The following is a 13,437-nucleotide window of genomic DNA, read 5'->3' as shown; positions in this document are numbered from 1 at the left end:
TTATATTTATTTTTCATATATATTTCGATTTATAAAGAAATCTTGGCACCAAAGGTCATTACCCGCAAAGGAGGAAGGGTGAGTGAACTTAATGTTTCAGGATCCAGACCCTTGTAGCCTGTAAGTGTAAATAAGTTTTGGGCTTGAACAAATACATTCACATTCTGCATTTTTATTGCCTTCGCTATTCGCTGCGGGAAGGAATAGGAAAGGGAAACATTTTTTAGCCTGATATAAGAAGCATCTACCCAATTTGCATCATTAATTGTATTCATTGCCAGTCCTGCAGGAGTATTTAGTGCGGCGACGCCGGGATTTAGCCTTTGGAAATCAGCGATATCTTCCGCTTGCTTCCAATAATTGTTCAATACAAAACTAGGTTGATTCCCTGTATTACCCGATGCGGAAAAGGAACCTGGAGCAAATCCAAACTTATTTAGGTCCTGCCCAACCTGCTTGGTAAACTGTAGCAGGAAATCCAACGAAAATCCAAGGTAAGAAAAGGAATTCTGTAAACCGCCAAAGTAACGGGGAGACCTATCAACAATTAGTGTACGATCGCCTACTGATTCGGTTACCGATCCATCTGCCCTTTCGAAATTATACCTTCCGGTTTGGGGGTTTACCCCTAGATATTTAACAGTCTTCCATATGCTCAGGGAGCGGCCAACAACTAAGGTATTTGCATATGACGAAGAAGCAAGATCATCGTATCTTACCAATTTGTTTCTAGGAACAGAAAGATTCAAACTCGTACTCCATTGGAAGCGTTTGCCTCTGATGTTTTGAGTGTTTAAAAGGAGTTCAACACCACTATTACGCACCACTGCAGGGAAATTTCTAGAAATTGAGTTGAATCCAGTTGTAATAGGTAATGTAAATCTGGTTAGTTGGTTAGAAGACCTGTTTATGTAGTAATTCGCATTCAGTAGTATTTTATCAGAGAAGAAGCCCAGATCAATTCCCACATTGAACTTTGTCGTTTCTTCCCATTGAAGATAGGGATTACTCAATGAATTAACAGCCAAACTGGTTCCTCCCCCGTATGGAACCTCGAGAATCGGTGTGGTGTAGAGACTCAGGAACGAATAGTTTCCGATCTGGTCATTGCCAGTGGTACCATAACTTACTTTCAATTTTCCGAAACTCAGAAAGGGAATGTTTTTTTCAATTACTTGCTCACTACTGAAAATCCATGCCGCACCGATCCCATAAAAATTATGGAACAGGTTTTCACGGCCAAACCGGCTACTACCATCACGGCGTACCGTAATGTTCAGTAGGTATTTATCGTTTAAGTTATAACCTAGTCGGCCAAATGCAGCAGCATAATTTGCCGTATCCTGTATTGAGTTCTGAACGCTCACTGCTGTAGACGCATTGATGTTGGCCAATTGGCTATCATTGCTAAAGCCGACTGCATTTAATGCCATCAGATAATTGTTGCTTCGCTGAAATGTGGTGCCCACCAAAAAATTGAATTTTCCGAACTTGGTGATCATATCATAGGTCAACTGAGGTTCAATGACCCAGCTTGATGAGGTCTTGCTGGAAAATATTGACGAGCGGTTATTGGCAGTCACCGAGGGTGCAAAAAAAGATTGTGGCTGAAGTGAGGTCTCATCATTTGAAAGCTTGGTATATCCAAAAGTACTCTTCAAGCTCAGCGACTTCCATATCCGGTAACCTATTTCTCCGTTTGCCACTAAATTATTTGTGCTGACATTGTAGGTTCGCAGAATCCCTCTTAACGGGTTAGTCCAGGTCTCAATACCGGTTGGTAGTACTTCCCAGTTGAGTTTACCATCAGCATCATATAGTGCGGGTGCATTGGGTGCAATTCTAACCGCGGCTGAAGTTAGGTCTATACCTGGGAGTTTATTTTTATCTGTCAGGTAACTGGCGGTCATGGAGGCTTTGAACCTTTTGTCATTTGATGACTGGGTCAAACTTAAGTGGGCTCCTATTCGGTCATCGGAAAACTCCCCCGGCATCACAGTGGTCTCTTTGTGGTAGTTAACACCCATTATAATCTGTGTATTCTCATTTCCACCTGAAATAGTACCTTGCATATCTGTAAAACGCGCTTTTCCGCCGATGAGTTCCTCTTGCCAATCTGTAAATCGGTTTTGGTCCCAAAAGGTCAAATCGTAGTTGGTATTGTTCCTCACGCTGTTCAAAGTAGGGATTGCCAGTCCTTGAGACTCGTATGCTTCCTTTCTTAAGGAAAGATATTGTTCAGTATTTAGATTTTTCAGTTTCTTCGCCACCTCACCATAGCCAGATTGCAAATTTAAGGTTACACTGGTTTTACCAGCCCGGCCTTTTTTTGTAGTGATCAATATTGCCCCATTAGATGCCCTTGACCCATAAATAGCAGTGGCATCTGCATCTTTGAGTACATCTATACTTTCAATATCTTGCGGGTTGATAAAACTCAACGGATTGCTGATGCCACTGTTTGAATTACCTTGGATATTGCTTAGTGGAGTGAGTAAGGCTTGGGTGTATGGTACACCGTCAACGACATAGAATGGGATCGTTCCATTTGCGATACTGTTCTGCCCCTGAATCTGGACCTGTACACCGCTTCCGGCAAAACCAGTAACCTGCGTAATTACTATACCTGGCACCCTTCCCGCTAATGCAAGTAGGGGATTGTTTACGGGAGATTTCTCGATATCTGCTGCTTTGACTGAGCTTACATTGCCGGTACTAAGCCTTCTGGAAGTCTCTCCATACGCGATGACCTGAATTTCGTCGAGTTTAGTATTGGACAATCTGAGTCGGATATCACCAAAATTAGGTTCTACAGCCAATTCCACTCTTTCATAACCTATATAGCTGATGACAACCCGATCACCTTCAGCCACATCAGTCAGGATAAAGCCACCGTCATTACCTGTTTTTACAATTCTGCCTCCACCTTTGGTCTGTACAGTAACTCCAACTAGCGGCTGGCCTTTTTCATCCAAGATCCTGCCTTTGATATCAATAGCGGACAGTTTGTCGATAAGATGCTGAACAAAAGAAGGCGCCTTCTTTCTTATAATCGTCACTGATCCTCTCTCAATTTCAAAGGTAAGGTCCAGTCCTTTTATAGCGCTTGATACAGCCTGATCAACGGTGACATTCTCAACCCGGATATCAATTTGCTGAGTGGATGAGATTATTTTTCCGTCATAATAAATATCAAATCCACTCTGCCGGCGTATTTCCTTCAATACAGCTTCCAGCGAAGTGTTCTTCTTTGAGATCGTTATTCGCTGACCAAAAGTTGAGGCACTAACCTGCAAGAGAGAAGCTAGTAATATCACAAAGGTTAATCGCATAATTAGCAATATTTTCGGGTATAGCGGTGGACGTACACCAAGTTTCCCAGTATAATTTTTATACATTTGTTTAGTTTGTTAACAGAAGTACCATAACTTTCGAAGGGAGTGGTATTCTGTGGTTATCAGTTGATTTTAATTGATTTCGAACTTAAAGCCAGGGGTGCTATCGCACTTCTGGCTTATTTGTCTGCTTGCTGGTCTTTAATTGTATTTTTTTTCCATCTGAATATTTTAGGTTTAACAGTTGATTAGTTGATTTTTTATATCGATCGAAAGCTTATTATACGTGTTTGAGTGGTTCTAGCGTGAAACATAGACTTTCTTTCCTTCTACTCTAAAATGAACCTGACCGGAAGATTCAATCAGCCGTAATACTTCTGAGAGTTTTTTATCCATGGAAATCCATCCCCCGGATTCGATATCATCGGGGACAGAAGATTCAAAGATAAACTGGACATCATACCATCTTGCGATTTTCCTAGTTGCGGTTTTGAAATTTACGTGATTTAAGAAAAAATCACCGTTTTTCCAATCTATAGCTTTTTCCAGATCGGCCTTTGTGACTTTAAGATCTGCTCCGTTGTTGAGACTCTGTTCTCCCGGTTTTAGAAGTTTAGTCTGATTTGCATTACTGATCTTTATAGCCCCTTCAAGAAGGGTAGTTGTGATAACTTTTTCATCCAGATAGCTATTGATGTTGAAATGGGTTCCCAAAACCTCAACTTTCTGATCCTGAGTTTCGACGATAAACGGATGGGCTTTGTCCTTATAAATTTCAAAATAAGCTTCTCCAGTCAGTTTTACCACACGCTTTCCCCCAACATATAAGGTTGGGGAATAGCTGATGCTCGAGGAAGAATTCATCCAGATCCTTGTTTGATCCGGTAGTATTAAACTATACAACTCGCCAGTGGACGTAGACAATATGTTATTTAATGGCTCACTACTAATAGCGCGCTGGGAACCTCCTTGATATACTAATTGTCCATCTGCTGTTTTGACGATACTCACGTCTTCTTGTTTTGCGATCTCGCCGCTTGCTGCTTGGTCGAGCCTTATTTTTTTTCCATTGGCTAACGTTAGCGTAGCTCCTTTTTTTCCAGGTTGCACGTCATCTCTATAGGTCATATTTCCAGAACTGGTATCCTTGTGCAAATAGAAAATTGCAATGCCAAGGATTAATATGACCGATGCTGCAGCTATCGTAATTTTTGACCACATTGGATACTTACGAAGCTGTTTGTGCCGATTTGAATTTGAAATCACATAATTATAAATCTCTAGTTGTTTCTGTGTCTCTGGTACTGCATCACTTCGCTTTTTTGTATCCCAATCTATATCTATCATATCAAGCAAAATTTCGTCATTCTTGCGATCAATTACAGCTTCATCCCATTCCAGTAGTTCCTCACCGCTCAAGCAATTATTCTGGTATTGATCGTATAAATATTTTAGGCGGCTACTATTCATATCTTTGGTAATTATTAGCTGGCATTCGATAACAACTGTTTACCTATAGTCGAATGGCAAACAAATAAGATGTAATCGAATAGTAAAATAAATCACAACACCTTGTCAGTCAGTGGAATATTTTAAACCAACCTGAATAAGATAATTAAAACCGCTAAATCAGCATGTTGACGCAGGTAGGCCCTAAGAAATTTCAGTGCTAAAGACATGTGTTTTTGAACGGTGCCTTTGCTTATTTTCAATTGTTCCGCTACCTGTTCATAGGTGAGTTCCTGTTGATGGCAAAGTTGGTATACGATACGCTGCTGGTGAGGTAGCATTTGAATGCCTTCTTGTAAAATTTTTCTGGCTTCTCCCAATATAATTTTCTGTTCTATCCCTTCATCTTCTTCGCGCCAGCCTGATTGCAAGTCAAGTTTCCATCTCTTTTCGATGGCTGTCCTACGTAAAGTATCAATAGCTCGCCTTTTTGCAAATGTCTTAAGAAAGCTTTCAATATTACGTATTTTGATTATCTCATCACCTGATTGCCATAACCAAAGCATGACTTCCTGAACTACTTCCTCTGCAAGTTCTTTAGAATGAAGGACATGAAAGGCAAACTTGTAGGTCTTCGTAAAGTAGGTGTCGTAAATCTTCTTAAAGGACTGCTCATTCCCTTGTGCTATTTGCCCGAGCAATTCAGTTTCACTAAGGAGGAATTCATTTGTCCTAACTTTGCTCAAATCAATTATATAAATAGATTACGAATGTAAAAATTATATTTTAATCTTCAATCCATTGTTTGAAATCTCTTCAATGGGAGTTTAGGATACCTTCGGCTTTTTCGGAAGTCAAATAATGCCTAACTGATGGAGCAATCTGTAGGTAATTCCAATGAACATCCAGCTCCAATTAACGGTCAAATAGATATTGCGACGAAAAGGGTTCTTCCCCACTTTTGGTGGATATGTGGGTGTCAGCACTAATCTTTTTCTGAGCAAATTAAAGCGGGCCCTGCCATACATCTGCCGTTTGATAGTCTGCAGCTTATTTACGTTGCCTTCTACAGGGCCATTGCTCCAAAGCAAGCTGATCGCATTTTCGATGGATTGATAATCCCTTAACAGACCATTCGCAAAAGTTGCCATCTCTCTAATCCCTGAGTTCAGTACCTTCTCTATCCATCCCTGGAGTTGATTTCCCAACTTTTTCCATAAGATTTCGGAATCTATTACAATACCAAGTCGCGTTCTAAGCCACATGATGATTTACATAATTTGTCTATTAGCTTTTTCTGCGTTGCGGTAAGCCTGTTTTTAATATAATTGAAGTAGTTCTCGATCATCCTCCTGTCCTTGTAGGATTTACGGACTAATTTTCCGTCAACATGTATTTTCTAACAGTTTCCCTATGCATAACCAATTATCGATTTTTACAGTTCTAATGCTATGAAATTGATCTCTTGACAGTCTGAATATTAGTAGAGAATAATGATGAAGTTGAATTTACTTTTATACAGACAGAAATTCTTCTGTACTTTTTATCTCCGCATAGAAAAATTCCAATGCTGCTAAAAATGCGTGGTGAACATCATTGGCTCTTATAGTTTTACCGTTGATTTCTAAATCTCTTGATGCACAAGCGTCTCCAATTACTTTACATTTGTAGCCAAAGTCAAAGGCAGCTCTTGTGGTTGCATCCACACACATATGGGTCATCATTCCTGTAATAACAACTTCGGTTATATCATTTTCTTTTAAATATTCCCCAAGTCCTGTTTCTCTGAAACTGTTTGGATAATTTTTTTGAAAAACATTTTCTCCTGCAATTGGTTTTACATTTTCGTGAATTTCTACACCATGTGTTCCTTCTACAAAAACTGGCAAAGCTTCAGGATTAGCCGATGTGTGCTGAATGTGTGCAATGGGTAAACTATTTTTTCTAAAATATTCCAATACCTTACCTGCATTTAAACTTGCCTCTATTGGGTTTACTAATTCAAGTGCACCATTTTCAAAATAATCATTTTGAACGTCTATGATAATTAATGCTTGTTTGCTCATAACTAAAATATTTATTATAATACAAAATTAACATACATGGAGATGAGTAATTATACCAAATCAATGGGAAATGATACCATTTTGATAATCTAATAAAAATTCTGTAGTCGTCATCCCTGTTTGTTTCTTAAAGAATCGCATTAAATGGTTGGGCTCAGAAATATTGAGTTTGTAAGCAATCTCCGAAACTGTCATTTCAAAATGAATGAGGTAATCTTTGATTTCCACCAGCAACCTTTGCTTCAACAAATGAGTTGCCGTTACATTGAATTGGTCTTTCACGGATTTATTTAGCGTAATACGACTGATGTTCAATAAATCTGTATAATCGCTGATTCGTTGTTTGTTTTCGATATTTGTTTCAATCAGCTTTTTAAACTGGAAGGCATAATTGGTATCTTGATTTTTTAATGATAATTGATGTTTTTCCGCATACACTCTATTCAATTTTTGTAAAAGGTAATAGATTAGGGAACGGATGATATGCACACTGTCTATTCTGGTTTCCCGTAATTCTGTTTTAATTTCTGATAACAAAACGCAATACATATCGATGTTTTCTTTCTCAACCTGCATATTTAAAGGAAATTCTAACTGATAGAAATAAGACAATCGGTAAGTAAACAGTTTGTCGGAGAAAAAATCATTCAGAAAATCCTCTTTAAAAGCCAAAACCGTAAAATCAAAATCTTCCGCATCAAGTTTCCATTGGCGTTTTTGAAAAGGGGAAATAAAAATAATACTGTTATCCTCAACATTTATTTTTTGATAGTTGAGCGTAAGTTGACCACTACCATTCTTGAAAAAAACGATTTCAAAATAATCTGTATTAAACAATTTATGATTAAGGTATGTCTCTCCAATTTCATCAGAAGGAAGTACATTGAGCAGAAAATCTACCCCGCATTCTGTCTTGTTAAATTTTATTGTTTCCAACTATTCTCTTTTTATTATTAAATATAAAACCGAAATCACACAATTTTATTTTACTATTTCCTATTAATAAACCAGCGTATTGTATCCTTTATCATTCAGTTCAAACATATATATCAAGGCATTTGGAGTGATCATAATTCGTTTGTCAAGTTTTGATTTGTCAACTTTTAGAATATCTAAGGCATACTCGCAAATTACCAATTGTGCACCTGACTTTTCTGCTCTGTCAATCAATTCTATAAGTTCTTTATTTTCTACGATTTCTTTTGCTAAAATACCGACTATCACAATTTCAAAAGTCAATCCGTTTTCTTTTAGCTTTAGTGATTCTACGGTTTCTACGGTGGTATTAAAATGCTTAACGTCTGAAATCATTACTGCCAATTTCTTTTTAGCGCCTTTGTATTCTACTTTATTTCCAAAAGTTTGGGTTTGCGCATTGCTGTAATTTGAAATGAAAATTAAAGCTATTATTAAAATTAATGTTGATAAAAAATTTGTTTTCATTATAAATATTTTAGTTTAATTAAAAAATACACACTCTAAAACGAGAAATCATAAGATTGATTTTGAGCTTCTTGAAAAATAACGGATACCTAGAGCCTATTCTTAGTCTTTTAGAAGTTGATTGATTTCCTCATAGAAAGAATCTTTGCTATAATCTGCCATTCCTGCGTGATGCATTCTTATTTTTCCGGTTTTGTCCAAAATTACGGTTGTTGGGAGTGAACCGCTGAAATATTCATTGGGAATATTTCCGTTTGGAATTAAAAATGGAATAGTAAATTTTTCTTTCTCAAGGTAATGTTTTCCGGCTTGTGGTTCATCATCTAAATTTATCGTGATAAAAACGAGCTCATCATTTCCCTCATATTTTTCGTAAAACTTCTGAATCGACGGAAATTCTGCCCTGCAAGGCGGACACCAAGATGCCCAGAAATTAATAAAAACCACTTTGCCTTTCAGTTCAGAAACATTGATTAATTGTCCGCTTTCATCTTTTACGCTGAAACTTTCAGAGATGGTTGCAATATTTTCATTAGCAGGTTTTTCAACATTTTTCTCCTCAATTTTTGAATTAAGTAAACCTGTTGAAATAATCTGTCTCATCAACCACGCTTTTGCGTCTGGGCTTACCAATAACAAAACGAATATTGCAAATAAAAGCGTTACGCTCCAGTTTTTTTTGAGCCATATTTTGAATTTTTCCATTTTTTTTGCTTTTAAATTATCTGATTAATTTTTGATAACAGTTATCTTTTCTTGCCATTTTACACCGCTGATATCCAACAATTCTAAGGTGTATTTTCCTTCTAAAGTTGTAAAAATAGTTTCCTTAAAATTTAATGATGCTTTTGCACCCAAAGGCAATATCAAACTGTGTTTTCCGGGTTTTACCTTTGCTACATACTCATTTTTAATGTGCGCAGAAGTCAATTGTGAAAGTTGCGTTTGCGTTTGTTCAAAAACCGTATTTCCATTTTCATCCATCAATTTTATGCCTATCAAAAACGAGCCATATACATCGGCACCCTCATCCCTGAAAACGATAAAAGACAACGTATCATTCTGAATTTTTGCATTGCTAATACTTACGTGCGGACGAACGGAGAGGTTGTGCAAAGTTCCATAAACGCCACCGTGAAAATATTGATTGGTAAATAATGTCAAACCAAAAATAAAAATAGCACCCACCAAGACCGTTTGGTTCAGTACTTTTTCTGTTAATGGCAACATTCCAGAACCTAGAAATTGAAACCATTTTGTGCTCGCAAATGATTTGTTTTTTCGAATAAAATATTCGTCAAAAGAATATTTTCCGCCACCTGAAAGGAAAATGGTAAACCCAGAAGCAACACCCAAAACGCCAATTTGCCACTCGTCTAAACAGGTCGTTCCGAGCCAGCCGGAACCCAATAAAATTCCCAGTGCCAAACTGAAAACGCCAATGCTCATCAATCTGGTAAAAACGCCGAGTATAAATAAAAGTCCTACAATTCCCTCTATAATTGTGAAGGAAATCATTGCCCACCAAAGACTTTCAGGGTTGGAAACAAGGTGTTCGATAATGGGTTTTATGCCCAAAGCATTGGGTAAAAAGTGATTGAACTTTTCACCGATATATCCTGCCTCATCAGGATTGAGTTTGTTCTCTAAAATTAATCTTCTCCAAAACGCGGAAAAGTAGGTCCAGCCGGCCACCCAGCGCAATGCCGTGGTAAACATTCCGGCATACGAATATGTTTGATTGTTCATTGTTTTGAATTAAAATTTGATAAAATAAAATGCATAAAGCTTCAATAAAAAGATATTGAAGTGGCTAAATTTTAATCAAAAAATCAAATCAAATATTGCTCGTGAAGAATATAAATGGGAATCGATGCAGTAAATTCAACATCTGCAAAAGGCGAAAAAATGAAGTATGAAACTTCAGATGAATATTGAATACTTCCAGATTTATAATTAAATTTCTGTACCTCTTTTTTCTTACAAGAAACCGAATTATTGTTGCTTTCTGTCTTTGAAAAACTCGAACAAACGACAGATTTATTGGGCTTTTCTGCCTGTCCCAAATCTGAAACAGGGATATTTAAAACTTCTTTAAAATCTTTTTTCACAGCACAAGGAAGACCCACCATAAAAGTCATCAAAATGACGATAACTTTTGTAAAAAATGGTCTGATGCTGATTTTCATTTTAGATGTTTTGTTTTTTAAACTTTACAAAAGTAATTAATTTGTTTTGAAGGAGGTTTTGATGAGGTTGATTAATATTTAATGTGGCAACTTCCCCGTAAGCAAACCATAAGCCCAAGTACCTGCAATGGCAGTTAATAACGTTATTGCTGATGTTCTATTAAAACTTCTAACACGTATATTCTCATTTGTTTTCGTTAATCAATCTTTCTAGTTCATTTGCAGGAAATACGCCAGATTGTCGCCAGCGGATTTCTCCGTTTTTAAATATGATCAGTGTAGGTATGCCTCGAACCTGATACGCTGCCGCCGCCTGCGGGTTCTTGTCCACATCAATTTTAATGATGCTTGCCTTATTGCCTATACGCTGTTTTAATTCTTCCAGAATGGGCGACATCATTTTGCAGGGGCCGCACCATTCGGCAAAGAAATCTACCAATACAGGTTTGTCGCTGTTAATTATTTCTTGAAACGTCATATTGCTTTTTGTCTTTTTTAAATATTGATAAGAGAAGCCCACCCATAACCGAACCGTAGATAGTACTATTTATAGGGTTAGAAGTAATGGCACAACTGCCCGTACTGCATCCGATAAATTTCCAATAGAAATAGCCTGCGACTGCACCAATAGCTATACCCAATATTGTATACAAATGTTTCTTACCGTATTTCTTCATAAGTTGTTTCATCTAGTTTTTTAGTACTTCTTGAAATAGGGGTATTGCAGCCTGATACACCACAGCAACCGATATTCATCAAAGGCATCAATGAGAACAGACTTCCCATAGTCACCAGTAACCACTGCTGCTCCATGATTCCCTGCACAATAATAAAAATGCCCAATGCTAATCGTAGCAACCGCATGTAATTCCAATTTCTCAAATATCTATTCATTTTCTTATGTGTTTTGATTAACTGCTTTAATTTACGTTGTGACACGTAACAGCTTTGATGGTCAGGTGAAAAGCGTTATGCGCTAAAATGCTTTTGTACTGCTGTTCTGGTTTTTAAACAGATATCTCCGGTATTTTCGCTACTATGCGAATTCCTAATGCGGATTCCAAAAGTGTAAAGTCCACATATCCGGCTCTTTCGAACAGTTTTTCCCAGCCATGTTTGCTTCCTCCAGAATGTGGTGTGAAGGAACAGATCAACTTTGATCCCGGCAGCAGTACACGTTTGAGCTCGATTAATCCATTCAACGGTTCATTCCAAAAATGCATATTATCCATCGCGATTGCACCATTAAAATAATCATCATCAAAAGGTAGATTTTCTACGGTTCCCTTTATAAGAGTGATTTTTCCTGAAACTATAGAATCTTTGTTACGCTCACTGGCAAGACGATGCATTAGTTCGGAAGGATCAATTCCTACAATAGTACCTTGCGATACCGTTTTTGCCAAAGTTTCTAAACCTATTCCGGGTCCAAATCCTATTTCAATAACACGATCTTTTTGCCCAAGACCAAGAAATGGGATCGCTTCACGAGCCATCGCATCACCTAAATCTACCATCATCTCGGCTCCTTTTTCGCCCGACTTGCCTTCTGGAACAACAAACATTCGGTACATATCTAACATTATTTTGTTGATTTTTTAGAAAGAAGACTATTTGTGACTTATAAAATTAATCACACTTACCATCAACCGTACAACTTTTTCCTTCTGTAATTTCTAATATAGCTTCAGGATTAGACTTTCTCCATTCGACAAAAGACTTGTTCAAAGTTTCTAAAAAAGCTTCTGCTGGTTGAGCTCCAGAAACTGCGTATTTTCTATCGAAAACAAAAAATGGAACGCCCGTAACTCCTATATTTTGGGCTTCCTGGATATCCTGAGCTATTTCATACTTGTATTTTTCATCCTCTAAATTGGCTTTGATTTCGCTTTCGTCCAAACCAAAATCTTTACCCAATTGAACTAAGGTCTCTGTATCAGCAATATTTTTTCCTTCAATAAAAAATGCTTTGAATAATCGTTCTTCAGCTTCGCTGCCCAGATTTTTTAACTTTGCAAACTGTATCAATTGATGGGCTTTTAGCGAATTGACAATTATTGATTGATCTAAATGATAATCTAGTCCTACCTGCGTTGCCATTTGTGTTACATTGGACAACATTCCCTGGACTTGCTCTACAGCCATTCCTTTTCGTTTCACCAAATAATCGGTATAGCTTTCCGTAGCAACTTCGGGAATTGCAGGATCCAATTGAAAACTTTTCCAGATTACTTCAATGTTCTTCTTATCTGCAAATTGTTCTAAAGCCGTTTCAAAATTTCTTTTTCCGATGTAACAAAACGGACAAATTACATCACTCCAGATTTCTATTTTCATTTAAGAGATTTTTTGTTTATTTCAAATGGGTTAGCTCCATAACAAGTTAAAGTTTTGGTTATAACTGATTTTATGATACCAAAGTAGCTTCTAAACTAATTTCAACATTAAGGGCATTACCCACAGGACACATTTCTTTGGCTTTCAAGGCAAAATTTTGGAACTGTTCCTCTGTTATATCAGCGATCTTAGCTTGTACGGTCAAAATTGATTTTGTAATTACATTGTTGTTCAGCGCTAATGAAACGGTTGTTTCAATTTGATTATCAGCAGAAAATCCGTTTTCTGACAGAATGTAACTCAATGTCATTGTATAACAGGCAGCGTGAGCGGAAGCCAGTAATTGTTCCGGATTTGTAAAACTTTCATTGTCTTTAGCAAATGAAGGTTTGAAAGCTGTATTATTTATTGCGGAATCAGTCACATTAAACTGTCCTTTTCCTTCTTTAAAACTTCCTTGCCAAACGGCTTTAATCCTTGTTTCCATAAACTTAATTCTACTAAAATTTTTATAGTACAAAGTTACCGGCTCTTGAAATTTCACACAATGGATATAGAACTCATTGTATAGGACATTTTGCCCAATGCTTATTTTGGTTTGTTATTATCGGTTTTGGT

General features: G+C 37.2%; 16 protein-coding genes. All 16 read right to left on the bottom strand.

Annotated elements, in window-relative coordinates; translation table 11 throughout:
- Positions 1-29: 29 nt before the first annotated feature.
- On the bottom strand, positions 30-3,332 hold the full coding sequence (locus WAE59_RS08930) for a SusC/RagA family TonB-linked outer membrane protein (protein ID WP_337855602.1): 3,303 nt from the start codon (positions 3,330-3,332) through the stop codon (positions 30-32).
- A 303-nt stretch (positions 3,333-3,635) separates the two neighbouring features.
- Positions 3,636-4,805, bottom strand: a complete 1,170-nt coding sequence (locus WAE59_RS08925; RefSeq protein ID WP_337855601.1) for a FecR family protein — start codon at positions 4,803-4,805, stop codon at positions 3,636-3,638.
- A 122-nt stretch (positions 4,806-4,927) separates the two neighbouring features.
- Positions 4,928-5,530, bottom strand: a complete 603-nt coding sequence (locus WAE59_RS08920) for an RNA polymerase sigma factor (RefSeq protein WP_337855600.1) — start codon at positions 5,528-5,530, stop codon at positions 4,928-4,930.
- Between the two features lie 108 nt (positions 5,531-5,638).
- A complete protein-coding gene (locus WAE59_RS08915; RefSeq protein ID WP_443147257.1) occupies positions 5,639-5,992 on the bottom strand; it encodes a transposase in 354 nt (117 codons plus the stop codon).
- 306 nt (positions 5,993-6,298) lie between these two features.
- Positions 6,299-6,850 (bottom strand): cysteine hydrolase family protein, encoded by a 552-nt coding sequence (locus WAE59_RS08910; protein ID WP_337855599.1) that lies wholly within the window; start codon positions 6,848-6,850, stop codon positions 6,299-6,301.
- Between the two features lie 60 nt (positions 6,851-6,910).
- Positions 6,911-7,786: an AraC family transcriptional regulator gene (locus WAE59_RS08905; RefSeq protein WP_337855598.1), complete on the bottom strand. Its 876-nt coding sequence runs from the start codon at positions 7,784-7,786 to the stop codon at positions 6,911-6,913.
- A 63-nt stretch (positions 7,787-7,849) separates the two neighbouring features.
- Positions 7,850-8,293 (bottom strand): hypothetical protein, encoded by a 444-nt coding sequence (locus WAE59_RS08900; protein WP_337855597.1) that lies wholly within the window; start codon positions 8,291-8,293, stop codon positions 7,850-7,852.
- Positions 8,294-8,395: 102 nt separating this feature from the next.
- Positions 8,396-8,998 carry a TlpA family protein disulfide reductase gene (locus tag WAE59_RS08895; RefSeq protein ID WP_337855596.1) on the bottom strand — a complete coding sequence of 201 codons (603 nt, stop codon included), beginning with the start codon at positions 8,996-8,998 and terminating at the stop codon, positions 8,396-8,398.
- A gap of 24 nt (positions 8,999-9,022) precedes the next feature.
- Positions 9,023-10,042 carry a TQO small subunit DoxD gene (locus WAE59_RS08890; protein WP_337855595.1) on the bottom strand — a complete coding sequence of 340 codons (1,020 nt, stop codon included), beginning with the start codon at positions 10,040-10,042 and terminating at the stop codon, positions 9,023-9,025.
- Positions 10,043-10,125: 83 nt separating this feature from the next.
- Complete coding sequence (locus WAE59_RS08885) at positions 10,126-10,482, bottom strand: hypothetical protein (protein ID WP_270089703.1); 357 nt, start codon at positions 10,480-10,482, stop codon at positions 10,126-10,128.
- Between the two features lie 184 nt (positions 10,483-10,666).
- Positions 10,667-10,960 (bottom strand): thioredoxin, encoded by a 294-nt coding sequence (trxA, locus tag WAE59_RS08880; protein WP_337855594.1) that lies wholly within the window; start codon positions 10,958-10,960, stop codon positions 10,667-10,669.
- A complete protein-coding gene (locus tag WAE59_RS08875) occupies positions 10,938-11,159 on the bottom strand; it encodes a DUF6132 family protein (protein ID WP_255497946.1) in 222 nt (73 codons plus the stop codon). The genes trxA and WAE59_RS08875 overlap by 23 nt, the downstream gene beginning before the upstream one ends.
- On the bottom strand, positions 11,143-11,376 hold the full coding sequence (locus WAE59_RS08870) for a hypothetical protein (RefSeq protein WP_123868570.1): 234 nt from the start codon (positions 11,374-11,376) through the stop codon (positions 11,143-11,145). Before WAE59_RS08870 ends, WAE59_RS08875 begins: the two co-directional genes overlap by 17 nt.
- A 113-nt stretch (positions 11,377-11,489) precedes the next feature.
- Entirely contained in the window at positions 11,490-12,065 is a 576-nt protein-coding gene (locus tag WAE59_RS08865; RefSeq protein WP_337855593.1) for a class I SAM-dependent methyltransferase, read from the bottom strand.
- Between the two features lie 46 nt (positions 12,066-12,111).
- The gene (locus WAE59_RS08860; RefSeq protein WP_337855592.1) at positions 12,112-12,819 is read right to left on the bottom strand and encodes a DsbA family oxidoreductase; all 708 of its coding nucleotides are present in this window, start codon (positions 12,817-12,819) and stop codon (positions 12,112-12,114) included.
- A gap of 70 nt (positions 12,820-12,889) precedes the next feature.
- Entirely contained in the window at positions 12,890-13,306 is a 417-nt protein-coding gene (locus WAE59_RS08855; RefSeq protein ID WP_337855591.1) for an OsmC family peroxiredoxin, read from the bottom strand.
- Positions 13,307-13,437 lie beyond the last annotated feature (131 nt).

It is taken from the genome of Pedobacter sp. GR22-6, assembly GCF_037402555.1.
Classification (GTDB): domain Bacteria; phylum Bacteroidota; class Bacteroidia; order Sphingobacteriales; family Sphingobacteriaceae; genus Pedobacter.
Note: the sequence above shows the minus strand (reverse complement) of the source record. Positions and strands in the feature narration are given on the sequence as shown.

What these genes read in the sequence shown, in the direction of transcription:
- WAE59_RS08855 (WP_337855591.1), bottom strand. Translation starts at nt 13,306, where the DNA reads ATGGAAACAAGGATTAAAGCCGTTTGGCAAGGAAGTTTTAAAGAAGGA.
- WAE59_RS08885 (WP_270089703.1), bottom strand. Translation starts at nt 10,482, where the DNA reads ATGAAAATCAGCATCAGACCATTTTTTACAAAAGTTATCGTCATTTTG.
- WAE59_RS08875 (WP_255497946.1), bottom strand. Translation starts at nt 11,159, where the DNA reads ATGAAGAAATACGGTAAGAAACATTTGTATACAATATTGGGTATAGCT.
- WAE59_RS08900 (WP_337855597.1), bottom strand. Translation starts at nt 8,293, where the DNA reads ATGAAAACAAATTTTTTATCAACATTAATTTTAATAATAGCTTTAATT.
- WAE59_RS08890 (WP_337855595.1), bottom strand. Translation starts at nt 10,042, where the DNA reads ATGAACAATCAAACATATTCGTATGCCGGAATGTTTACCACGGCATTG.
- WAE59_RS08925 (WP_337855601.1), bottom strand. Translation starts at nt 4,805, where the DNA reads ATGAATAGTAGCCGCCTAAAATATTTATACGATCAATACCAGAATAAT.
- trxA (WP_337855594.1), bottom strand. Translation starts at nt 10,960, where the DNA reads ATGACGTTTCAAGAAATAATTAACAGCGACAAACCTGTATTGGTAGAT.
- WAE59_RS08895 (WP_337855596.1), bottom strand. Translation starts at nt 8,998, where the DNA reads ATGGAAAAATTCAAAATATGGCTCAAAAAAAACTGGAGCGTAACGCTT.
- WAE59_RS08910 (WP_337855599.1), bottom strand. Translation starts at nt 6,850, where the DNA reads ATGAGCAAACAAGCATTAATTATCATAGACGTTCAAAATGATTATTTT.
- WAE59_RS08870 (WP_123868570.1), bottom strand. Translation starts at nt 11,376, where the DNA reads ATGAATAGATATTTGAGAAATTGGAATTACATGCGGTTGCTACGATTA.
- WAE59_RS08930 (WP_337855602.1), bottom strand. Translation starts at nt 3,332, where the DNA reads ATGCGATTAACCTTTGTGATATTACTAGCTTCTCTCTTGCAGGTTAGT.
- WAE59_RS08860 (WP_337855592.1), bottom strand. Translation starts at nt 12,819, where the DNA reads ATGAAAATAGAAATCTGGAGTGATGTAATTTGTCCGTTTTGTTACATC.
- WAE59_RS08865 (WP_337855593.1), bottom strand. Translation starts at nt 12,065, where the DNA reads ATGTTAGATATGTACCGAATGTTTGTTGTTCCAGAAGGCAAGTCGGGC.